This window comes from Rhodospirillales bacterium, assembly GCA_016699855.1.
In the GTDB taxonomy this organism is placed as follows: Bacteria; Pseudomonadota; Alphaproteobacteria; order Reyranellales; family Reyranellaceae.
The window spans coordinates 2,356,964-2,379,211 of record CP064988.1; the positions used below are offsets into that span (position 1 = coordinate 2,356,964).

The window sequence follows — 22,248 nt, forward strand, 5'->3', positions numbered from 1 at the left end:
CGTGGCCGCGCAACGTCCGCGCGCGGCGGCGCGTCGCCATGGTCCATCCCGTTGCGCCCGTCGCGACGATGACGCCGGCGGGATCGCCGCGCTACAAGGCGCTGTTCGAGGAGCTCTCACGGCTCGGGTACGCGGAGGGTGGCGGACTCGTCGTCGACCGGTGGTCGGCGGAAGGCCGCGCCGAGCGGCTGCCGGCCATCGCGCACGAGGCCGTCGCTTTGCGGCCGGACGCGATCTTCACCACGACCGCGCCGGTCGGCCGCGCGCTGATGGCCGCGACCGGGTCGATTCCGATCGTGGCGATCTCCAACGACTTCGTGGGGAACGGCTTCACGACGAGCCTGTCGCGGCCGACGGCCAACGTCACCGGCGTGTCCATAGACGCCGGGGTCGAGATCGTCGGCAAGCGCGTCGAGCTGCTGCGCCAACTGGCGCCGGCGATCGTCAGGCTTGCGTATCTCGGCCGCGCGGCCTCGTGGGACGGCCCGGACGCGCGCTTCCTGCGCGACGTCTGCGCCCAGCTGGGCGTCGCGGTGTTCCCGGTGCTCGGCGGCGGAACCATCGATGAGGCGGCCTATCTCGCCGCCTTCGCCACCGCGGCCGCGGAGCGGGCCGATTCGCTCCTCGTCGCCGCGCAGGCCGAGAACACCGTGTACCAGCGCCTGATCGTCGCGTCGGCGGCGCGGACGCGGTTGCCGGCGATCCACGAATCGCGCGACTGGGTCGAGGTCGGCGGATTGATGTCCTACGGCATCGATCCCAGGAACACCTACCGCCAGGTCGGCGCCGCGCTGGCGCGGATCCTCTCCGGCGCGAGCCCGCGCGACATCCCGTTCAACCAGCCGACCAGGTTCGAGCTGGTCATCAACCAGCGCACGGCGCGCGCTCTCGGGTACGAGATCCCACCGCTGTTGACCGAGCGCGCCGACGAGGTGATCGAATGACCGCCGCCGCGACGCCGGACACGGCGGCCGCGCCGCCCGCGCCCGCGCCGACGCGGCGCGGCGGGCTGTTCGCCAAGTACTTCCTGTCGCTGATGGGCATCGTGACGGTGGTGCTCGCCATCAACGGCGGCTTCGACACGTGGTTCGCCTACGAGAACGCGCGCGACACGCTGGCGCGCATCCAGCGCGAGAAGGCCGAGTCCGCCGGCCAGCGGGTCAGCCAGTTCATCGGCGAGATCGAGCGCCAGATCGGCTGGACGACGGCGCCGCAATGGGCCGCCGGGCCGCTCGAGACGCGCCGCTTCGACTTCATCCGCCTGCTGCGCCAGGTGCCGGCGATCACCGAGCTGGCGCAGATCGACGGCACGGGACGCGAGCAGCTCAAGGTCTCGCGGCTGGCGATGGACGTGGTCGCCTCCGGCGCCGACTGGTCGACCGACGCGCGCTTCCTGCAGATCCAGGACCGCCGCGCCTGGTACAGCCCGGTCTACCTCCGCAAGGAGTCCGAGCCCTACATGTCGGTGTCGCTGGCGCGTGCCGGACGGCGGGCCGGCGCCACCGTCGCCGAGGTCAACCTCAAGCTGACGTGGGACGTCGTCAACGCCATCAAGATCGGCGACAAGGGCTACGCCTACGTCGTCGACCGCGGCGGCCGGCTGATCGCCCATCCCGACATCAGCCTGGTGCTGCGCAACACCGACATGACCCGCCTCGCGCACGTGCGCGCGACGTCGGAGCTGGCGCGCGATCCGCAGGAGACCGGCCCGCCGCCGGTGGTGACCGGCGTCAACCTCGACGGCGCGCGCGTCCTGTCGGCGGCGGCCGTCATCCCGGATCTCGGCTGGCTGGTGTTCGTCGAACTGCCGCTCAGCGAGGCGTACCGGCCGCTCTACCAGGCGCTGTGGCAGACCGGCGCGCTGCTGGCGGTCGGCCTGGTGATCGCCGCGCTCGCCGCCTGGGTGATGGCGCGGCGCATGATCGTGCCGATCCGCGCGCTGTCGACCGGCGCCGCCGAGCTCGGCGCCGGCGACCTCGGACACCGCATCGAGGTGCGCACCGGCGACGAGATCGAGGAGCTGGCCGGCACGTTCAACCGCATGGCCGAGCGGCTGGAGGAGAGCTACGCCGGTCTCGAGCAGAAGGTCGACGAGCGCACGCAGGAGCTGGCGCGGTCGGTCGACGAGCTGACCGCGTCGGGCGAGATCCTGCGCCTGATCGCCAGCACGCCCGACGATCTGCAGCCGATGTTCCAGTCGATCCTCCAGCACGGCACCCGGCTCTGCGAGGCGGCGTTCGGCGTGTTGTGGATGGTCGACGGCGAGATGGCGCGGCCCGTGGCGATGCGCGACGTCCCGCCGGCCTACGCCGACTTCCTGACGCGTGGTCTGAAGGACGGAACGCTGCGGCCGGGGCCGGAGACGCCGCTGGCCCGGGCGCGGGTCAGCCGGCGGCCGGCGCAGGTCGAGGACGCGCGCGCCGTCGTGGATCGCGCCAGCGGCCCGTCGCGGGGCATGGGCGTCGAACTGGGCGGCGTCCGCTCGCTGCTGTGCGTGCCGATGCTGCGGCAAGGCGAGGTGATGGGCGTCCTGTCGATCTACCGGCAGGAGGTCCGGCCGTTCACCGAGCAGCAGGTCGGCCTGCTCACCACGTTCGCCGACCAGGCGGTGATCGCGATGGAGAACGCGCGCCTGATCACCGAGCAGCGCGAGGCGCTGGAACGGCAGACGGCGACGGCGGACGTGCTGCGGGTCATCAACGCCTCGCCCGGCGACCTCGCGCCGGTGTTCGACGCGATACTGGAGAAGGCGCACAGCCTGTGTGGCGCGCCGTGCGGCAGCCTGCAGCTCTACGACGGGGAGCGGTTCCGGGCGGTCGCGGTCCGGGGCATGGCCGAGCCGTTCGCGGCGATGCTGAGGGAGGGATACCGGGCCAGCGCCGGCAACCTTCTGCTCTCCGGCGGCGGCCGCCCGGTCCAGGTCGCCGATATGGCGGAGTTCGTCGCCCGATCCCCGGCCGGCGACCCGATCCTGCGCGCGACGGTGGACCTCGGCGGAATCCGGACATTGCTCACCGTTCCGCTGCTGAAGGACGATGTGCTGCTCGGCCGCATCGTCGCCGCGCGCCAGGAGGCGCGGCCGTTCTCCGAGAAGCAGATCGCGCTGCTCGGCACGTTCGCCGACCAGGCGGTGATCGCGATCGAGAATTCCCGCCTGCTGGGCGAGCTCCGGTCGCGGACGGACGAGCTCAGCGAAGCGCTGGAGTACCAGACCGCGGCGACCGACGTGCTGAAGGTGATCAGCCGCTCGACCTTCGACCTCGACCCGGTGCTGCGCTCGCTGCTGGGGACCGCCGTGCGCGTCGCCGGCGCGGATATGGGCGGCGTCTTCCTGCCGTCCGGCGGCGTGTTCAAGCAGCACGTGGGGCTGCACCTCTATCCCGAGTACGAAGCGCGCGAGAAGGACCAGGAGATCGCGCCCGGCCGGGGCACGCTGGTCGGCAGGGTGGCGATGGACGGGGCGGTGGTGCACGTGCTCGACGCCTTGGCCGATCCGGAGTACGCGCCGAAGGACGACGCCGCGGTCGGCAACGTGCGCACGATGCTGGGCGTGCCGCTGATGCGCGAGGGGCAGGTCATCGGCGTGATGGCGCTGTCGCGCACGCGGGTCGAGGCGTTCACGTCCACCGACATCGAGCGGGTGCGCAGCTTCGCCGACCAGGCGGTGATCGCGGTCGAGAACTCGCGCCTGCTGGGCGAGCTGCGCGCGCGGACGGACGAGCTCAGCGAGGCGCTGGAGTACCAGACCGCGACCGCCGACGTGCTGAAGGTGATCAGCCGGTCGACCTTCGATCTGGAGCCCGTGCTGCATTCGCTGATCGTCACCGCCGTCCGCATCTGCGACGCCGACATGGGCAACGTCTTCCAGCCGGTCGACGGGGTCTTCCGGCAGATCGTCGGCTTCCACCAGCATCCCGAGGTCGCCGCGCGGGAGGCGCGCCAGGAGATAACGGCCGGACGCGGCACGCTCGTCGGCCGGGTGGCGCTGGAAGGCGAGACGGCGCATGTGCTCGACGCTCTGGCCGACCCGGACTACGAGCTCAAGGACGAAGCCGAAATCGGCAGCGTGCGCACGATGCTCGGTGTCCCGCTGACGCGGGAAGGCCAGTTGACCGGCGTCCTGTGCCTGGCGCGCACGCGCGTCGAGCCGTTCACGCCGGCGCAGATCGATCTCGTCCGCGCGTTCGCCGACCAGGCCGTCATCGCGATCGAGAACGTGCGCCTGCTGACGGAGATCCGCGACAAGAGCCTCCAGCTCGAGATCGCCAGCCGCCACAAGTCGCAGTTCCTCGCCAACATGAGCCACGAGCTGCGCACGCCGCTCAACGCCGTGCTGGGCTACGCCGAGCTGATCGTCGACGGCATCTACGGCGACGTGCCCGACAAGGCGCGCGAGGTGCTGGAGCGCATCCAGACCAACGGCCGCCACCTGCTGGCGCTGATCAACGACGTGCTCGACCTGTCGAAGATCGAGGCCGGGCAGCTGAACCTGACCCTGGAGCCCTACGCGGTCGGATCGGTGGTCGCCACCGTCGCCGCGGCCACCGGGTCGCTGGCGTCGGCCAAGGGGCTGGCGCTGCGCACCGAGGTCGCCGAGGGCCTGCCCAACGGCCGCGGCGACGAGCGCCGGATCGCGCAGGTGCTGCTGAACCTGGCGGGCAACGCCATCAAGTTCACCGACAGCGGCGAGGTCGCGATCCGCGCGGCGGCGCGCGACGGCATGTTCGAGATCAGCGTGTCCGACACCGGGCCCGGCATCGCGCCGGAGGACCAGCAGCGGATCTTCGAGGAGTTCCAGCAGGTGGACAACAGCAGCACCCGCAAGAAGGGCGGCACCGGGCTGGGTCTGGCCATCTCGCGCCGCATCGTGCAGATGCATGGCGGCCGCCTGGCGGTCGAGTCGGTCCCGGGACAGGGATCGACGTTCCGTGTCACACTCCCGATCAACGTCGAATCGCAGGTGGGGGCATGACCAAGCGCGTGCTCGTGATCGAGGACACCGAGGACAACCGGCGGATCGTGCGCGATCTGCTGACCAGCGTCGGCTACGAGCTGATCGAGGCCGTCGACGGCGGCGAGGGCGTCGAGGCGGCGATCCGCGAGGTGCCCGACCTGATCCTGATGGACATCCAGCTGCCGGTGTTCGACGGCTACGAGGCCACGCGCCGCATCAAGGCGAACGAGGGCACGCGCCACATCCCGATCATCGCCGTGACGTCCTACGCGCTGAGCGGCGACGACCAGAAGGCCAAGGACGCCGGCTGCGACGCCTATCTCGCCAAGCCGTACAGCCCGCGCCAGCTGCTGGCGATGATCCGGACCCATCTCGGGGAGTAGCCGGAAGGTGGACGCTCCCGCGCGCATTCTCGTGGTCGACGACATCGCGGAGAACCGCGACATCCTGCGCGCCCGGCTGGAGAGCCTGGGCTACGCGATCGAGGACGCGGTCGACGGGCTCGACGCGCTGGCGCGGATCGCCGCGTCCCCGCCGGATCTCGTGCTGCTCGACGTGATGATGCCGGGCATGGACGGTTTCGAGGTCTGCCGCCGTCTGCGCGCCGACGCCGCGCTGCCGTTCGTGCCGATCATCCTGGTGACGGCGCGGGCCGAGACCAAGGACCTCGTGACCGGCCTCGACGCCGGCGCCGACGACTATCTCTTCAAGCCGTTCGACCACGCCACGCTGGTGGCGCGCGTGCGCGCCATGCTGCGCATCAAGCGCCTGCACGACCAGGTGCAGAGCCAGGCGCGCGACCTCGCCGGCATGAACGCCGAGCTCGAGCGGCGCGTCGCGGAGCAGGTGCGCGAGATCGACCGCATCGGCGCGTTGAAGCGGTTCCTGGCGCCGCAGCTGGCCGAGGCGATCGTGGCGCGCGGCGACGAGTCGGTGCTCGAGAGCCACCGGCGCGACGTCTCGGTGCTGCTGTGCGACCTGCGGGGCTACACCGCTTTCGTCGAGACGGCGGAGCCCGAGGAGATCATGTCGGTCCTCGGCGAATACCACGGCGCGCTGGGGCCGCTGATCGAGAGCGCCGAGGGCACGCTGGACCGCTTCACCGGCGACGGCCTGATGGTGTTCTTCAACGACCCCCTGCCCTGTCCCGACCCGGCGGAGCGCGCGGTCGGTCTCGCCGTCGCGATGCGCGACGCCGTGGCGGAGCTCGCCAGGACGTGGCGGCGGCGCGGCCACCAGCTTGGATTCGGAATCGGCGTGGCGCAGGGTTTCGCCACGCTGGGGCGCATCGGCTTCCGAGACCGCTTCGACTACAGCGCCATCGGCACGACCCCGAACCTCGCGGCGCGGCTCTGCGCCGAGGCCAAGGACGGCCAGATCCTGATAAGTCCGCGCGTCGCGGTCGCGGTCGACGCGATCGCGGCGCTGGAGCCGCTCGGCGAGTTCAGCCTCAAGGGGCTGGCGCGTCCGATCGAGGTGCACAACGTGGTCGGGATGCGGACCTGACCGGCGCAAGAGGAGGAGTTCAGCCATGACGTCGCTGCGCGGCAATGCCGGCCCCCGCTACAAGCACGTCGCCGGCGAGACGGCGCCGTACGAGAGCATCGTCGTCGACAAGCTGACGCCGATCATCGGCGCCGAGATCTCCGGCGTCGACCTCGCCCGGCCGCTGGGCAACAAGACGGTCGACGAGCTGCACCGCGCGCTGGCCGAGAACTCGGTGATCTTCTTCCGCGACCAGGACATCACGCCGGAGCGGCACCTCGCCTTCGGCCGGCTGTGGGGCGACCTGCATATCCATCCCGCGGCCCCGCACGCGCCCGGAATTCCGGAGCTGATGATCATCCACGCCGACAAGGACTCGCCGCGCGCCAACGGCGAGGGCTGGCACAGCGACGTGTCGTGCGACGCCGAGCCGCCGATGGGCAGCATCCTGCTGATCCGGCACTGCCCGCCCAAGGGCGGCGACACGCTGTTCGCCAGCATGTACGCCGCCTACGAGGCGTTGAGCGACCGGCTGAAGGCCTATCTCGACGGCTTGCGCGCCGTGCACGACGGGGAGCACGTCTACCGCGGCACCTACGCCAACCTCGGCGTCGCCGACAAGCCGGTCTATCCGCGCGCCGAGCATCCGGTGGTGCGCACCCATCCCGTCACCGGCCGCAAGGCGCTCTACGTCAACCGCGGCTTCACCACGCGCATCCTCGGCGTGCCGCGCGACGAGAGCGACGCCATCCTGCGCTATCTCTACGAGCACATGGAGAGCCCGCTATGGCAGGTGCGGTTCCGCTGGCGCGAGAACTCCATCGCCTTCTGGGACAACCGCTGCGTACAGCACCGCGCGATGTGGGACTACTGGCCGCACACCCGCACCGGCAACCGCGTCACCGTCAAGGGCGACGTGCCGGTGTGAGCTACCGCCGGCGCGGACCCCACGGCCGCAGCAGCAGCGACGCGGCGACGATCGCGGCGTAGAGGAAGACCGCCGCCGCCAGCATCCAGAACAGCGTCGGCAGGTCGGCGCCGAACGCCGCGACGCAGAGATAGCCGCCGATTCCGGCGACGCACAGCCGCACGACGCTGGCGGCCAGCGGCATGCCCTGCCGGTTGGCGCCCTGCGAGGCGAAGCTCATGGCCATGCCGAAGCCGATGCAGCCGTAGAACGGCGCCACGCGCGTGAGGTAGTGCACGGCGGCCTCGATCACGACCGGCTCGCCGCTGAACATCCCGGCCCAGCCGTGCGGCACCAGCGCGACGACGAGGCCCAGCGCGCCGGTCAGCGCCGCCGCCATGCCGGCGCCGACCCAGGCGACCGAGCGCGCGCGGCGCCAGTCGCCGGCGCCGGCGGCCATGCCGACCAGCGTCGTCAGCGCCGTGCCGATGCCGAACGCCAGCGGCACCAGGGTGAACTCCAGCCGCGCGCCGACGCCGTAGCCGGCCAGCGCGGCGTCGCCGAACGGCCGGATCGCGAGGTTCACCAGCATCGTGGTGATGTTGAGGAACAGCGCCGACAGCGACGAGATCAGGCCGACCTTCAGGATCGGCGCGAGATGCGCCATCGACACGCCGCGACCGGCCAACGTCGGCGTGATCCCGGCGGCGCCGCGCCACAGGCGCCGCGCCATCAACGCCGCCGACAGCAGCATGGTCGCGATCATCGACACCGCGGCGCCGGCGATGCCCATGCCTTCCCAGCCGCCCAGACCCCAGCCGGCGGTGCCGAGCACGAGGAAGGCGGATAGCGGCACCTGCAGGATCGACGAGAACATCATGTGCTTGCCCGGCGTCGCGGCGTCGCCGGTGCCGCGCAGGATGGCGGCGAAGATGAACATCGCCCATGGCGCGATCGTGCCGGCGAACGCCACGGTGGCGTAGGTGACGGCGTAGCCCAGAGTCTCGCCGCGCGCGCCGAAGGCGCCGAGCAGCGTCTCGCCGAACACCGCCATCGCCAGCAGCCACAGCGCCGCGAAGCCGGCGCCGACGATCAGGGCGTGGCCGGCCAGGACCGAGGCGCGGACGCGGTCGCCGGCGCCCAGCGCGCGCGCCACCGAGGCCGCGACACCGCCGCCGATGCCGCCGGCGGCCATCATCGTCATCAGCATCAGGAACGGGAACACGAGCTGGAAGCCGGCCAGCGCAGCGGTGCCGAGCCGGCCGATCACGTACATCTCGGCGACACCGACGATGGTCTGCACGATCATCACCAGCGTGGTCGGGGCGGCGATGCGCAGGATCGTGCGCACCATCGGCGCGGTCAGCAGCGGATGCGGGGCGGACATGGACACGGACGCGGCTGACATGGACATGGCTGGCGGGGACCTCCGGGCGTCCCTATACCCGAAGGCCGCATCCGGTACCCCGTCGGATTCCTCATGGGGTCATGAACGGGCGCGCGACCGCTACGCCCCGGACATGCGCCGGATCGTCGCCGTGGTGCTGAAGCCGTCGGCCAGCGACGCCAGCACGACGCGGCCGCCCCAGCCCTCGACCTGGTCGGCGCCGACCACGGTGTCGCGCGTGTAGTCGGCGCCCTTCACCAGCACGTCGGGGCGTAGCGCGTCGATCGTCTTGAGCGGCGTGTCCTCGTCGAACACGGTCACGAGATCGACGTCGGCGAGCGACGCCAGCACGGTGGCGCGCGCGGACTCGCCGTTGACCGGCCGGCCCTCGCCCTTGAGGCGCCGCACCGAGGCGTCGCTGTTGAGCCCGACCACCAGCCGGTCGCAGGCGGCGCGCGCCTGGCGCATCAGCGACACGTGGCCGGGATGCAGCAGGTCGAAACAGCCGTTGGTGAAGCCGACGCGCAGGCCTGCGGCGCGCCAGCGCGCCGCCTCGGCGACCAGACGCGCGCGGTCGACGATCTTGGCGGCGTGGCCCGCGACGCGCGCGCCGGCCAGCGCCGCCGCCAGCTCGGCGAGCGTGCAGGTGGCGGTGCCGAGCTTGGCGACCACCACGCCGGCCGCGACGTTGGCCAGCGCCGCGGCGTCGGCCAGCGGCGCGCCGGCGGCGAGCGCCGCCACCAGGGTCGCGATCACCGTGTCGCCGGCGCCGGAGACGTCGAACACCTCGAGCGCGTGCGCCGGCAGATGCACGGCCGGCGCGCCGCCCTCAACCAAGGTCATGCCGCGGGCGCCGCGCGTCGCCAGCACCGCCGCCACTCCGGCGCGCGCGATCACCGCGCGGCAGGCCGCCTCGACCTCGGCATCCTCGCGTGTCGGCAGGCCGGTCGCCTCGGCCAGCTCGCGCGCGTTCGGCGTCAGCAGATCGGCGCCGGCGTAGAGCGTGAAATCGCGGCCCTTGGGATCGACGACGACGCGCTTGCCGGCGGCGCGGGCGGCGGCGATCGCGGCGACCGCGACGCCGTCGGCCAGCGCGCCCTTGCCGTAATCCGACAGCGCGACGACGTCGCACTCCGGCAGCGCCGAGGACAGGCGCGACAGCAGATCCTGCCGCGCCGACGGCGACAGGGGCGCGGCCGTCTCCTTGTCGGCGCGAAGCAATTGCTGCGATCCGCCGACGTAGCGCGTCTTGACGGTGCTGATCCGGGCCGGCTCGACCACGAGATGCGGTTCGATCGCCGCCTCGGCGCCCATCAGGCGGGCGATCTCGCGGCCCGCCGGATCGGCGCCGGCCACGGTCAGGAACGCCACCTTGGCGCCCAGCGCCGCGAGGTTGCGGGCGACGTTGCCGGCACCGCCGAGCATCGCGACCTCGCGGTCGATCCGCAGCACCGGGATCGGCGCCTCCGGCGACACGCGCTCGACCACGCCGTAGACGAAGCGGTCCAGCATGACGTCGCCGACCACCAGCGTGCGCGTCGCGCCCAGCGCCGGCAGGCGCGCGACCAGCGCGTCGGCGCCCGTCGTCGCGACGCCGCCCGCGGTCTTCACGACGCCGGCTCCAGCGGAAGGACGCCGAGGGCGATCTCTATCGCGCCGCACAGCGCGTGGCCAAGCAGGTGGTGCATCTCCTGGATGCGCGCGGTGGCGAAGGACGGCACCAGCAGCAGCGGGTCGGCGAGGCCCGCCATCTGGCCGCCGTCGCCGCCGCCGAATCCGGCGGCGATCAGCCCACGCTCGCGCGCCCTGGCGAGTCCCAGCAGGACGTTGCGGCTGCGGCCGGAGGTCGACAGGCCGATGGCGACGTCGCCGGCCCGGCCATGCGCCTCGATCTGGCGCTCGAACACGCGGTCGAAGCCGTAGTCGTTGCCGATCGCGGTCAGGGTCGGGCCGTCGGTGGTCAAGGCCAGCGCCGGCAGCGGGCCGCGCTCGCGCTTCAGGCGCACGACGAACTCCGTGGCGACGTGCTGGGCGTCGGCGGCGCTGCCGCCGTTGCCGAAGAACAGCAGCTTGCCGCCGGCCTCGATGGCGCGCGCGCCGATCTCGACCAGACGCGCGAAATCGCCGGCCAGACCGCGCCTGGTCTCCGCCGCGACGGCGAGATGCTCGTCGAACTGGGCCGCGAAGTAGCCGGGGAGGAAGTCGGTTCGCAATGCCATGCGGAATCGTGTCGCGCCTTCACCGGCCCGGCGGTGGACCGCGCCGCGTGCGCGCGATCATGAATCAATCCGCGCCGGGTGCCTAGGGCCATCCCCCCGACTCGTCTCACATACCGCGATATGGACGCGGAGCAAGTCGGTCGCCTATATTCGTTCGCCCGCTTGGCGTACGCGATCAGCCTCTTGAGTTGCCGCGCCGCGCGAACGTGTCACCTGAGCCGCGACGAACTAGAGGGAGCGCTTCGATGGCTCATTTGCTCAAGCCTGACATGCCGGCAGTGCTGGAACGTACCCACCTCACTGGGAGTTTTGATACGTTCCTATTGCCTGTCTATGAGGCGGGCTCCAATGCTATTCACGCGCTGTTGGACAAGCTCGGTGGCGACAAGATTTCCGACAGATGGAAAATTGCGGTTCCAGTTCACGTTTGGCGCAACATCTGAGGAATTCTCAGTAACTATTTCTGACAACGCGAACGGACTAGACACGGAGAATTTCCTCGCTTTCCGAACTCCATTCACGGGCCACAAGCTTAAGCGCGGCGGGAAGGGCTTCGGGCGCTTTGTTGCTTTCAAAGTATATGAGGAAGTATATTACTACTCCAAATCTCTCGGCGCGATGGACGAAGTTGAGGAGCGTTCATTCCGCTTCGACGTATATGCCGATGAAGAAATCATAGAAATGAAAGGTGGTGTCTCACCGGAGTCTACACCCGGTTGTGCCGTGACATTTCGAAGAGTGAAATCCATTTATCAGAGATACTGGGAAGCACTATCAGAGGAAAGAATCCTCGATCATCTATCAAGCAATTTTCTCACCTATCTAGTGGATGGCCGAATGCCACATACCATAGTGACGATTGGTGAGAAGGATATTGATCTACGTACGCATTTTATGCGCATATTTAAACTCGAGAAATCTCATAACTTCAACCTTGAGCTTCGCGAACAAACTTTCGATTTCAAGTGCGATATCTCTCGTGTCGAGAGGGGGAAGCCCTTCAATCGGCATGCATTAATGTTTTTTGCCGACAATCGACTCCTTGGCGCGGGGCGGAACATTGAGAACAAAATCGGGAGGCCCGCCTTTCAGCGATCAGATGGAACCGAGTACGTTATCATCGCGACCCTGTCGGGATCATTCTTTGATGCTCACGCAAATCAGGCTCGAACGGCTCTAGAGGCGAGCGAGGAAGAAGTATCCGAGATCGTTGAAAAGGCATGCCAGGCGATCTTGACGACCGAGAGGGAGCAGCATGATCGGATAAAATCCGCCCAGCGAGATGAACTGGTGCAGCTGCTCACACGTCATCCTTTGCTGCGGTATGGTCTATCCGGAACGACGGTTTCAGACTACGTCCGCTCAAAACCCAACAACTGGCGGCAGGAGAACTTTGTCTCAGACTTGTCAATACAACGACTTCGTGAGGAGCGACGGTGGACAACCTACGTACAGAGTACAATCGCAGACAAGGATCTCTTCCAGAAACGGAAGAATGAGCTATTGAAGCGTGTGTCAGATACTTATCGTGACGCTCTAGCTGAGTACATCGTACACCGAAAGGCCGTGATCGAGATTGCTGATAAGCTTCGTGGTACCAGTGTCGCAGGTACAATGAGCCTTGAGGACGCGTTTCATGAGCTAATATTCCCGCGCCACGAAGACTCTGCATCTACTAAGCAATTTTTCCAGAACAATCTGTTGCTGCTCGACGAGCGCTTGGCGTTTGCATCATATATATCGAGCGATCGAACACTCCATGGTGGCCGACGTCATCTAGGTGACAAGGTAGTTGATGTCGCATTCTACAATGAATGCTATGTCACCGGTGGGCAGGGAAGCAACAGCATTGTCGTCGTTGAGTTCAAGCGGCCCGGGCGCAACGATTACGCTTTCGGGCGCGAGGGAAGTGATCCAATTCGGCAGATTCACGATACGGTTGAACATATTCGAGAGCGTAAGTCTCTTCTAACAACCAGTGGAAAAACAATTGCAATTCCGGATGGTACTCCTATCTCGGCAATCATCGTTGCCGATATTGAACCGACTCTAAGGGCTTTAGCGAAGCGGTACGACTTTGATGAAACTTGGGATAAGCTCGGACTTGTGAAATACCACACCGAGTACGATGTATTTATTGAAATCGTTGGATTTGACAAACTGATCTCAGATGCAGAGAAGCGAAATGCCGCTTTCTTTGAAATACTCTTGAGCGACCTAGGAAATTAGTGCTGATGCAGTGGATCTTGAAGTCAATGATGGACACAAACTACCTCATCCCGGCTTGCGCCACGGCGTGAACGCCAGCACGCCGGCGGCGATCAAGGCGTAGGCCAGCATCGCCGCGGCGATGGCCCAGCACAGCGCGGCGTAACCGAGGTCGAGGCGCAGCGCGACGAAGGCGCCGAGCGCCGCCAGCGCGAGCCGCGCGGTGGCCGCCAGCACGGGCCCGAGGATGCGGCCCGACCCCTGGGTCGCGAAGTACAGGCAGACGCCGAAGCCGAAGCAACCGAAAGTCGGGCCGACCCGCTGGAGATACTCCGCTGTCGCGGCGCGGACGGCGGGGTCGGCGGTGTAGATGCCGCTCCACCACTCGGGTTTGATGGCGAAGACCAGCCCGATCACCCCGCTGATCGCGCCGGCGAACAACGCGCCGAACAGCGCGATGCGCCGGGCGCGCTGGATCTGGCCGGCGCCGACGTTCATGCCGACCATCGGCACCAGCGCCGCGCCGATACCGAACACGACGGGGATCTGGAGCATCTCCAGCCGCGCGCCGATGCCGTATCCCGCCAGCGCGACGGCGCCGAAGCCGGCGACCATCGCCGACATCAGGAGCACGGTGCCGGCGTTCTGCAGCGAGAAGAACACCGCCACGCCGCCGACCCGGAGGATGTCGCGGAACATCGCGCCCGACGGTACGACGCCGGCCAGCGACACCCGCACCCGCGCGCGTGGCGAGCGCAGATAGACCAGCGTCGCCAGCGTGCCGGCGGCGCTGGCGACCACGGTCGACCAGCCGATGCCGGCGATGCCCAGCGCCGGCACCGGTCCGGCGCCGAGCGTCAGCGTGAAGGCCAGCGCGACCTGCAGCGCCGCCGTCGCCAGCATGATCGCCGTCGGCACCGCCATGTCGCCGGTGCCGCGCACCACGCTGATCAACGTGGCCATCAACCAGATGCCGGCGACGCCGGCGAACAGGACGTTGGAGTAGTCGAGCGCCAGCGTCAGCACCGCGCCTCTCGCGCCCAGCGCGCCGTAGATCGAGGCGCCGAAACCGCACATCAGCGCCGTGAAGAACAGGCCGAAACCCGTCGCGATGGCCAGCGCGTGCAGCGCCAGGGCGCGCGCCCGCGCCGTGTCGCGGGCGCCGAGCGCGCGGGCCACGGCCGAGGACACGCCGCCGCCCATGGCGCCGTTGGCCATGGTCTGCATCAGGACGAGGAACGGGAACACGTAGGCGTTGGCCGCCAGCGCCTCGGCGCCCAGCGCGCCGACGAACGCCGTCTCGGCCACGGTGACGAGGCTGGCGACGATGACCGTCACCGCGTTGGGCGCGGCGAGCCGCAGAATGGTCGGCAGGATCGGCGCCGCGAGGATCATCCGCTCGCGGGCGCTGCGTTCCGGGGGCTGGGACACGGATTCCTCGGGCGTTGCGGCGACAGCACTACGCGGTTCCCCGCGCCGCCGCACATGAGAAATGCGACGGGAGGCACGAGCGGGATCGCGGCCCGCGGCGCGGGCGCCACGATTCGCGGCGGGACTGCTATCATGGCGCCGGCGACACGGGCGGAGGATGGGCATGGCGGCGATCTACGAATTCGGCGGCCTCGACGGCGCGACGATCCAGGTCGCCAGCGCCGCCCGGCTCGACGATTTCCGGGCGCGCTTCTTCGGCCTGTGGCCGCTGCGGCGGATCGAGGCGACCGACGACGACCGCGTCGACATCGCCATCGACGCCATCAGCGACGGCTTCCACATCCGCCACGGCGCGCTGGAAGGCGGCGCCGTCGAGGTGCCGGACGCCGCCGAGGCCGCGAACCAGCTGGTCGGGTTGCTGGCCGCGGAGCTGCTGTCGCGGCGCGGCGATCTGATCGGCACGCACGCCGGCGCCGCCGCCGGCCCCGGCGGCGTGATCCTTCTGGTGGGCGATTCGCTCAGCGGCAAGAGCACCCTGGCGCTGCAGCTCGCGCGGCGCGGCGCGCGCTTCTTCGGCGACGACCGCATCGCGCTGGCGCCCGGCGGCTTCGGCGGGGGCCGCGCGCCCGCCGCCATCGGCCTCGGCCTGACGCCGCGCATGCGCCTGCCCGTGCATCCCGGCGCCGGCGCCACGCTGGCCGCCTTCGTCGAGGGCAACGCCGTGGTCGAGCACATGGACTGGCAGGGCGAGCCGACCGTGGCCTACATCGACCTCGCGATCGACGCGTTCCCGGTGGCGGCGTTCGGCGACTCCGCGCCGGTCGCGGCCCTCGTGCTGCCGCGCCGGCGCGACGACGACGCGGACGTCCTGTTCCTCGACGACGCGACGCAGAACGAGGCGGCGCTGGCCCTGCTGCGCCAGTCGACCGCGCCGGGCATGGAGTCGCGCGCGCTGGTGGCGGCGGTGGCGCAGGTCGCCAGGGCCGTGCCGTGCCTGCGTCTGGAATACGGCAGCAGCGCCGCGGCGTGCGATCTGCTGTGCCAGCGCTTCGACATCTCGTGAGCGGCGCGGCGACGGCTTGACGCCGCGCGCGCCGCGCCCGAGAACGCCGCCATGCCCCGCTACCGGCGCGCGCCCGACATCGTCGCCACGACGCTCGACGACGGCACGTTCCTCGTCGATCCTGCGACGCAGGATATCTTCCATCTCGACGCGCTGGGCGGCGGCGTGTGGAACGCGCTGGCCGATCCGGAGTCGCGCGACGATCTGCTGGCGCTGCTGCGCGAGGCGTTCCCCGACATCGACCCCGCCGTCGTGGCGGCGGATCTCGACGCGCTGCTGGCCGATCTGTCGGCGCGCGGCCTGGTCGCGGTGGCGTGACGGCGGCGCGCGCCGAGCCTAGACGCGTCCCCGCGCCTCGGCGGGGACACCGTCGCCGGGACGCAGCAACCCGGCCAGCCGGCGCGCGTTGAGCCGCGCCACCGTCGACGGCGCGTGCACGAGGACCGCCTCGCGCCACAGCGCGGCGGCGCCGGAGACGTCGTCCGGAAACATCCCCAGCCATTCGCCGACGACCGACGCGAAGACAGCGCCCGCGTATCCGCGCGGCGGCGCACCGCGGCCGGCGGGGATCGCCGTGGACGGCAGTCCGAGCGCCACGAGCAGGGCCAGCGTCACGTCCAGCGCGCGCCGCAGGCGGGCGGCGCCGGCGCGCCGGTCGATCTCGTCCCAGTCCAGCGACGCGCCGCGCGCGACCAGAAGCCGCGCCGCGTCGACCATCTTCGAGATCGTCTGCCAGCCGAACCGGTCCTTGGCGGCGTTGGAGACGCAGATCAGCAGGACGTGCTCGTCCTTCGGCGCCCGGAACGGACCCGCCGGACCCGCGACCGCGCGCGCGCCGGCGAACACGTCCGCCGCCGGCAGTCCGAGCGTCAGCGGATAGGCGTCGGGCGCGACGTGCAGGTCGATGTTCACGACGCCGTCGGGCGAATGGAACGGCACGAAGCTGGCGTCGGACACGAAGCCCCAGCGGCGCGCGCCGACGGCGCCGAAGCGGTAGCCCAGCGGCGCGAACACGTCGATCGCCGCGCCCAGCGCGTCGCGCGGCACCAGCACGTCGAGGTCGCCGACGATGCGCGCCGAGGGGTCGGGATGGAGCAGATGGGCATTGGCGAATCCCTTGAGCGCCACCGCCGGCACGCCGGCGGCATCCAGCCGCGCCAACGCCGCCGCCTGCGCCGCCAGCGTGAGCTTCGACAGGAGCGCGGCCGGTCGGGCGGCGGCCGGATCGACCAGAGGCGTGCCGAAACGCGACGCCAGCGGCGCCAGAAGGCTGGCCGCCCAGCCGGGGGAGACGCGCCGCAGCAGCCGGTCGACCAGCGTCCGCGACACCGCGGCCAGGTCCTCCAACGACGCGTCGGGCGGGGCGGTGCCGGTCAGCGCCGTCGTCCACAGGATCCGGGCCGCCTGCCCGGCCACGCGATCGGTCACAAATCCACGCCTGGACGGGCCCGGATGGCGTGAATCCGCGCCTTTCCGCGCCTTTCGGCCGCGCGCCGGATGGGTATAGGCCGCTGTCGCATTCCCGATACGATATGTTAATGTGCTGTCTTAACAAGTCCTTAAGGGCGAGCCACGGACCCCGAAAACTCCCGGATGTCGTCGTTCCTGTTCTGGGCGCTGACCGGCCTCGTCTGCCTGTCGCCGCTCCCCCTCGGGTCCAACCGGCCCCTGCCGTGGAGCGTGCTGGCGCTCACGGTCGGAATCATGCTGGCGCTCTGGGGGATCGACCGCGTGCGCGCGGTCGCGGGTGGCGGTCGGATGCGACGCTCGCACCGCGAGCCCGCCGCGCCGGCGACGACCATCGACCGCGCCGCGCTCGGCCTGGCGGTCGGCTTCGCCGTCCTGTTCCTGTGGTACGTGGTCCAGAGCTCGACGGCGGCGCCGTCCGTCCTCCACCATCCCGCCTGGGCCGAGGCGGCGCAGGCGCTGGGGATCGCGTCGAGCGCGTCGCCCAGCCTCGATCCGACGGCCAGCCGCACGCTGGCGATGAAGATCTTCAGCTACGCCGGCGTGTTCTTCCTCTCATTGCAGCTTTGCCGCGACCGCCAGCGTGCGCGGTTCGCGCTGTGGGCCATCGGCCTGGCCGGATTCGGCTACGCGCTCTACGGCCTGGTCGCCAAGTTCGGCGGTTTCGCCACGATCCTGTGGTTCCCCAAGACGGCCTACGTCGAGAGCGTCACCTCGACCTTCATCAACCGCAACAGCTACGCGACCTACGCCGGGCTGGCGGTGATCGCCGTGCTGGCGCCGCTGCTGTCGGAGTTCCGCCGCATCATGCGCAGCTCCGGCGGCCTGATCCGTCTGCTGGTCGCGGTGTCGGAGGAGGCGACGCCGGCGATGTACGCCGGCATCGCCGCGGTCTGCGCCGGCCTGGTCGCCGTCATCCTGACCGGCTCGCGCGCCGGCCTGATGTCGCTGGCGCTGGGACTGGCGGTGTTCTGGACCGGCATGCTGCTGGCGCGGGACATCCGGCTGCGCACCTGGTTCGCCGGCTTCGCGATCGGCGCGGTGGCGCTGGCCGGCGCGCTGGCGTTGAGCGGCGAACATCTGCTCAAGCGCGTGATGGACGGCGGGCCGGAATCGCGCGGCGCGCTCTACGAGGTCGGCCGCGCCGCGATGGCCGAGCGGCCGCTGGCCGGCCACGGGCTGGGCACGTTCGGGCCGGCGTTCAACCGCGCCAATGACGGCACCGCGCGCTTCGAGACCTACGTCGATCTCGCCCACAACACCTACCTCGAGCTCGCGACCGAGGCCGGCATCCCCGCCTTCCTGCTGAGCCTCGCGCTGGTCGGCGCGGTGGTCGGCGCCGGCGCCACCGGCCTGTTCGCGCGCGGCCGCGGCAGCGCCGCGTCGATCGCCGCGGTGGCGGGCGCGGCCCTCGTCGGCGCCCACGCGATGGTGGATTTCAGCGTCCAGATGCCGGCCGTGGCGGTGACGTTCATGCTGATGCTCGGCGCGGCGGCGGCGCAGGCGTTGACGGCCGAGCGCGGCGTCGTGTCGATCCATCCGCTCGACGTCGCCGAGGCGCACGCGGAGAGCCGCACCGGCAGCCGCCGGCGGCGGCGTGTCCCGGCCGGCCGGCGCCACTCCGACCGTCCGCTCTCGGCCGACGACGCGGTCACGCCGTCGCCGCAGCTGGTGATCGACGCCGTGCAGGTGACGCCGACGACGGCGTCCGGCCGCGTCGACCTCGGCGCGCTGGGCGCGATGCGGGGCGCGCGCGGGCTGGCGCCGGCGCCGATGCGGCCGGTCCGCCCGTCCGAGGCGATATCGGAGCCGTCGCCACCGCGCGGCGTGTCGCCGGCCACGGATGGCCTGTCGTCGGACGAGCGCGCGGCGGCGATGCGCGCGGCGCTGGCGCCGCTGTTCGCCGGATCGCGCGACGGTCCGCGGTTGGACGAGGGAACGGCCGTGACGATCGAGGCGGAAGCCACGCCGGTCGACACGATGCCGTCGGCCGCCGCGCCGGACTCCGACGACGACGTCCACATCCTCGACCCCCGCGACGCGCTGGACGGCGACACGACGGCGGAGACCGTCGAGGCGCCCGCCGCCGTGGCTCCACCGACGCCCGTGATCACGCGCATCGAGACGCCGAAACCGTACGCGCCGCCCGCCGCGACACCCGCGCCGCCGACCACCCCGTCCACCGGCATGCCGGAGTCCAGCGACTACGCCGCCGCGCTGGCGCGTTGGCGCGCCCTGCGCTCGCGACCCGGCGGCGTCGACGCCGCGACCGCGACGCTGGGCGCCGCCGGCGGCCTCGGCGCCACGCGTGCGCCGTCCGCGTCCGGCGCGACCGAGGGCGTCATCACGTCGCTGCCCGGCCGGCCGCCGGCGCATGACGGGCCGCCGTCGCCGTCCGAGATGCCGCAGCCCAGCGTCGTGCCGTTCACGTCCGGGCTGACGCCGCCGCCCGAGCCGCAGGACGGCCTGTCCGCCGTGCTCGACGCCGGCGACGGCATGCAGCCACCGACGCCGACGGCTTGGCCCGGCGTGACGACGCTGCGCACCAGCCCGGCCGAGGACACGCGGATCGAACCCGACGACGTCAAGCCGCGCCGCAGCGCCGAGATCGTCGAGCTGCCGCGCGGCCCGCGCGCCTCGTAGCGCGACGCTCCGGCGGCGTTTCCCCTATACTCGGCAGGTGCCAAGGGGAGCCCGCCGATGAAGATCACCGCCGTCGACTCGATGCTGCTGTCGATCCCGTTCGAGGACCACGGCGGCGCGTGGGTGGCGAAGCGGTTCCAGACGCTGCTGGTACGCATCGACACCGACCAGGGCCTCAGCGGCTGGGGCGAGGTGTTCACCAAGAACGGCGAGGCGGCGCTGAAGGCGCTGTTCGACACGCACGTGGCGCCGTCTTTGATCGGGCGCGATCCATCGCACATCCGCGCCATCGCGCGCGACCTGCAGCGTCAGCACCACAATTTCGGCCGTGTGGGCGTGATGGCGTTCTGCGTCTCGGCGGTCGATCTGGCGCTGTGGGACATCCTCGGCCAGGCCGCCGGCCTGCCGTTGCACCGCCTGCTCGGCGGAAGCGCCGTCACGGACGTGCCGCTCTACGCCAGCCTGACACGCTACGGCGAGCCCGCGAAGGTCGCGCGGGCCTGCGAGCGCGCCGTCGCCGAGGGCTACCGCGCGATCAAGCTGCACGAGGTCACGGTCGAGGCCACGGCGGCGGCGCGCGCCGCGATCGGGCCCGACATCGCGCTCATGCTCGACACCAACTGCCCGTGGGATCTGGCCGAGGCGAAGCGGATCGCGAAGCGGCTGGAGGCCTACGACCTGACGTGGCTGGAGGAGCCGACCTGGCCGCCGGAAAGCTACGCGACGCTGGCCGCGCTGCGGCGGTCGACGTCGATCCCGATCGCCGCCGGCGAGAACGCGGGCAGCCTCGCCGACTACCGCATGATGTTCGAGGCCGGCGCCGTCGACATCGTGCAGCCGGACATCGCCAAGGCGCACGGCCACACCGAGGCGTTGAAGATCGCGGCGCTGGCCGAGGCGCACGACGTCCAGTTCATGCCGCACTGCTTCATGATCGGCGCCGGCTACGCCCACACGCTGCATCTCTGCGCCGCGCTGGGCGTGCCGATGCTGGAGCGCTACTTCATCGAGCTGGCGGCCGAGCCGATGGGCGACGTGGTCAAGCCCTCGGGCGGCCGCGTCGCGGCGCCGGCCGGCCCCGGCCTCGGCTGCGCGCCCGACCCGCTGGCCGTGAAGCTGTACCGGGTGGCGTGAGGCGGACACCAACGGCCGGCGTGCCGTCCGCGGCGGCGAAGCCCCTCATCCGGCGCTTCGCGCCACCTTCTCCCCGCTGACGGGGGAGAAGGGGAAATCAATCTCTTCCCTTCTCCCCCTGACGAGGGGGAGAAAGTGCCCGAGGGTACGCCGCGGCAGCCGCGGCGGGGATGAGGGGTCTTCGTCCCGCCAACCGGCATCCATCGACCCACGAAATCCTCTATCCTCGACGTGACCCAATCACATCCGGAGTCCGACACGATGGACCGCCCCCTCGAATTCGGCTGGTTCCTGCCGACCGCCGGCGACACCACCGCCTATGGCGAGCGCGACGCGCTGGTGCCGTCGTCGCCGGAGCTGTTCCAGAAGGTGGTCGACGCCGCCGAGGCCGCCGGCTTCGAGTACATGCTGATCCCCGTGCAGACGGCGTGCTGGGAGGCGTGGGTCACCGGCGCGATGATGGCGGGCCGCTCGAAGTCGATCCGCATGCTGGTGGCGGCGCGGCCCGGCTACATCAACCCCGTGCTGATGGCCAAGATGGTCTCGACCTTCGACCAGCTCAGCGGCGGGCGAATCTGCGTCAATCTGATCGCCGGGCAGAGCGAGAAGGAGAACCGCTCCGAGGGGATCCTGTACGACAAGGAGGAGCGCTACGCGATCATGGACGAGGAGGTCACGATCCTGAAGAAGCTGTGGACGACGAAGGGACCCGTCAGCCACAGCGGCAGGCACTACACGCTGACCGAGACGCAGATCCGGCCGGAGCCGTTCCAGAAGCCGCATCCCCGCTTCTATCTCGGCGGCGGCTCCAAGGACGCGTGGGAGATCTCCGCGAAGCACGCCGACGTGCACCTGTTCTGGGGCGACACCTACGCCCGCATCGCCGACAACATGGCGGAGATCCGCGCCATGGCGGCGCGCCACGGACGGGGCGAGGCGATCGGCTTCGGCATGCGGCTGCAGATCGTGTGCCGCGAGAGCGAGGCCGAGGCGTGGGACGCCGCCAACCGGCTGGTCAGCAGCGTCAGCGCCGAGCAGACGAAATTCGTGCGCGAGCATTTCGCCACGTCGGAGGCCAACCGCCGCGTCCAGGAGCTGGCCGCGACCATGGGCGACCTGATCGAGCCGCATCTGTGGACCGGCATCACCCGCACGCGGCCCGGCGCCGGCATCGCCGTGGTCGGGAACCCGCGGCAGTGCGCCGACACCCTGCAGAACTTCATCGACCTCGGCTGCCACTCCTTCTGCCTGTCGGGCTACCTGCACGACGAGGAGGCGGAGCGCTTCGGCCGCCTCGTGCGCCCGCTGCTGGTCGAGCGCAACGCGGGAAGGATGAAGGCGGCGTAGCTT

The 22,248-nt window shown here is 70.6% G+C and carries 17 protein-coding genes; 12 read left to right on the top strand and 5 right to left on the bottom strand.

Translation table 11 applies throughout. The annotated features are described in order from the left end of the window. Positions 1 to 38: 38 nt before the first annotated feature. The 5 genes from IPK81_11030 to IPK81_11050 are packed head-to-tail and all read left to right on the top strand — an operon-like array spanning position 39 to position 7,367. Positions 39 to 944 carry an ABC transporter substrate-binding protein gene (locus tag IPK81_11030; protein QQS14637.1) on the top strand — a complete coding sequence of 302 codons (906 nt, stop codon included), beginning with the start codon at positions 39 to 41 and terminating at the stop codon, positions 942 to 944. Further along, complete coding sequence (locus tag IPK81_11035) at positions 941 to 4,972, top strand: GAF domain-containing protein (protein ID QQS14638.1); 4,032 nt, start codon at positions 941 to 943, stop codon at positions 4,970 to 4,972. Before IPK81_11030 ends, IPK81_11035 begins: the two co-directional genes overlap by 4 nt. Next, positions 4,969 to 5,337 (top strand): response regulator, encoded by a 369-nt coding sequence (locus IPK81_11040; GenBank protein ID QQS14639.1) that lies wholly within the window; start codon positions 4,969 to 4,971, stop codon positions 5,335 to 5,337. Before IPK81_11035 ends, IPK81_11040 begins: the two co-directional genes overlap by 4 nt. A gap of 7 nt (positions 5,338 to 5,344) precedes the next feature. Further along, positions 5,345 to 6,460, top strand: a complete 1,116-nt coding sequence (locus tag IPK81_11045; GenBank protein ID QQS14640.1) for a response regulator — start codon at positions 5,345 to 5,347, stop codon at positions 6,458 to 6,460. Positions 6,461 to 6,485: 25 nt separating this feature from the next. Further along, on the top strand, positions 6,486 to 7,367 hold the full coding sequence (locus IPK81_11050) for a TauD/TfdA family dioxygenase (GenBank protein QQS14641.1): 882 nt from the start codon (positions 6,486 to 6,488) through the stop codon (positions 7,365 to 7,367). A gap of 1 nt (position 7,368) precedes the next feature. Here the strand turns inward: IPK81_11050 and IPK81_11055 are convergent, their stop codons facing one another. From IPK81_11055 to IPK81_11065, 3 genes are all read right to left on the bottom strand, one after another. Then, on the bottom strand, positions 7,369 to 8,733 hold the full coding sequence (locus IPK81_11055; protein ID QQS14642.1) for an MATE family efflux transporter: 1,365 nt from the start codon (positions 8,731 to 8,733) through the stop codon (positions 7,369 to 7,371). Between the two features lie 120 nt (positions 8,734 to 8,853). Continuing rightward, on the bottom strand, positions 8,854 to 10,245 hold the full coding sequence (gene rfaE2 / locus IPK81_11060; protein ID QQS15058.1) for a D-glycero-beta-D-manno-heptose 1-phosphate adenylyltransferase: 1,392 nt from the start codon (positions 10,243 to 10,245) through the stop codon (positions 8,854 to 8,856). Between the two features lie 95 nt (positions 10,246 to 10,340). Then, on the bottom strand, positions 10,341 to 10,952 hold the full coding sequence (locus IPK81_11065) for an SIS domain-containing protein (protein QQS14643.1): 612 nt from the start codon (positions 10,950 to 10,952) through the stop codon (positions 10,341 to 10,343). A gap of 245 nt (positions 10,953 to 11,197) precedes the next feature. On the opposite strand from IPK81_11065, the gene IPK81_11070 reads away from it, so the two are divergent. Continuing rightward, entirely contained in the window at positions 11,198 to 11,395 is a 198-nt protein-coding gene (locus IPK81_11070; GenBank protein QQS14644.1) for a hypothetical protein, read from the top strand. After that, positions 11,361 to 13,181, top strand: a complete 1,821-nt coding sequence (locus tag IPK81_11075) for a hypothetical protein (protein QQS14645.1) — start codon at positions 11,361 to 11,363, stop codon at positions 13,179 to 13,181. The genes IPK81_11070 and IPK81_11075 overlap by 35 nt, the downstream gene beginning before the upstream one ends. Before the next feature lie 45 nt (positions 13,182 to 13,226). Here IPK81_11075 and IPK81_11080 read toward each other — a convergent pair whose 3' ends face one another. Next, complete coding sequence (locus tag IPK81_11080) at positions 13,227 to 14,591, bottom strand: MATE family efflux transporter (GenBank protein QQS14646.1); 1,365 nt, start codon at positions 14,589 to 14,591, stop codon at positions 13,227 to 13,229. Between the two features lie 163 nt (positions 14,592 to 14,754). On the opposite strand from IPK81_11080, the gene IPK81_11085 reads away from it, so the two are divergent. Together IPK81_11085 and IPK81_11090 are read left to right on the top strand one after the other, a co-directional pair. Then, positions 14,755 to 15,654: a hypothetical protein gene (locus IPK81_11085; protein ID QQS14647.1), complete on the top strand. Its 900-nt coding sequence runs from the start codon at positions 14,755 to 14,757 to the stop codon at positions 15,652 to 15,654. 51 nt (positions 15,655 to 15,705) lie between these two features. After that, positions 15,706 to 15,972 carry a PqqD family protein gene (locus IPK81_11090; GenBank protein QQS14648.1) on the top strand — a complete coding sequence of 89 codons (267 nt, stop codon included), beginning with the start codon at positions 15,706 to 15,708 and terminating at the stop codon, positions 15,970 to 15,972. Positions 15,973 to 15,990: 18 nt separating this feature from the next. On the opposite strand, the gene IPK81_11095 is transcribed toward IPK81_11090, so the two are convergent. Continuing rightward, positions 15,991 to 17,082: a nucleotidyltransferase family protein gene (locus tag IPK81_11095; GenBank protein ID QQS14649.1), complete on the bottom strand. Its 1,092-nt coding sequence runs from the start codon at positions 17,080 to 17,082 to the stop codon at positions 15,991 to 15,993. A 165-nt stretch (positions 17,083 to 17,247) separates the two neighbouring features. On the opposite strand from IPK81_11095, the gene IPK81_11100 reads away from it, so the two are divergent. The 3 genes from IPK81_11100 (at position 17,248) to IPK81_11110 (ending at position 22,245) form a co-directional block, all read left to right on the top strand. Then, a complete protein-coding gene (locus IPK81_11100) occupies positions 17,248 to 19,764 on the top strand; it encodes an O-antigen ligase family protein (GenBank protein QQS14650.1) in 2,517 nt (838 codons plus the stop codon). Between the two features lie 57 nt (positions 19,765 to 19,821). Next, entirely contained in the window at positions 19,822 to 20,898 is a 1,077-nt protein-coding gene (locus tag IPK81_11105; GenBank protein ID QQS14651.1) for a mandelate racemase/muconate lactonizing enzyme family protein, read from the top strand. A 261-nt stretch (positions 20,899 to 21,159) separates the two neighbouring features. Beyond that, the gene (locus IPK81_11110) at positions 21,160 to 22,245 is read left to right on the top strand and encodes an LLM class flavin-dependent oxidoreductase (GenBank protein ID QQS14652.1); all 1,086 of its coding nucleotides are present in this window, start codon (positions 21,160 to 21,162) and stop codon (positions 22,243 to 22,245) included. Positions 22,246 to 22,248: the final 3 nt, after the last annotated feature.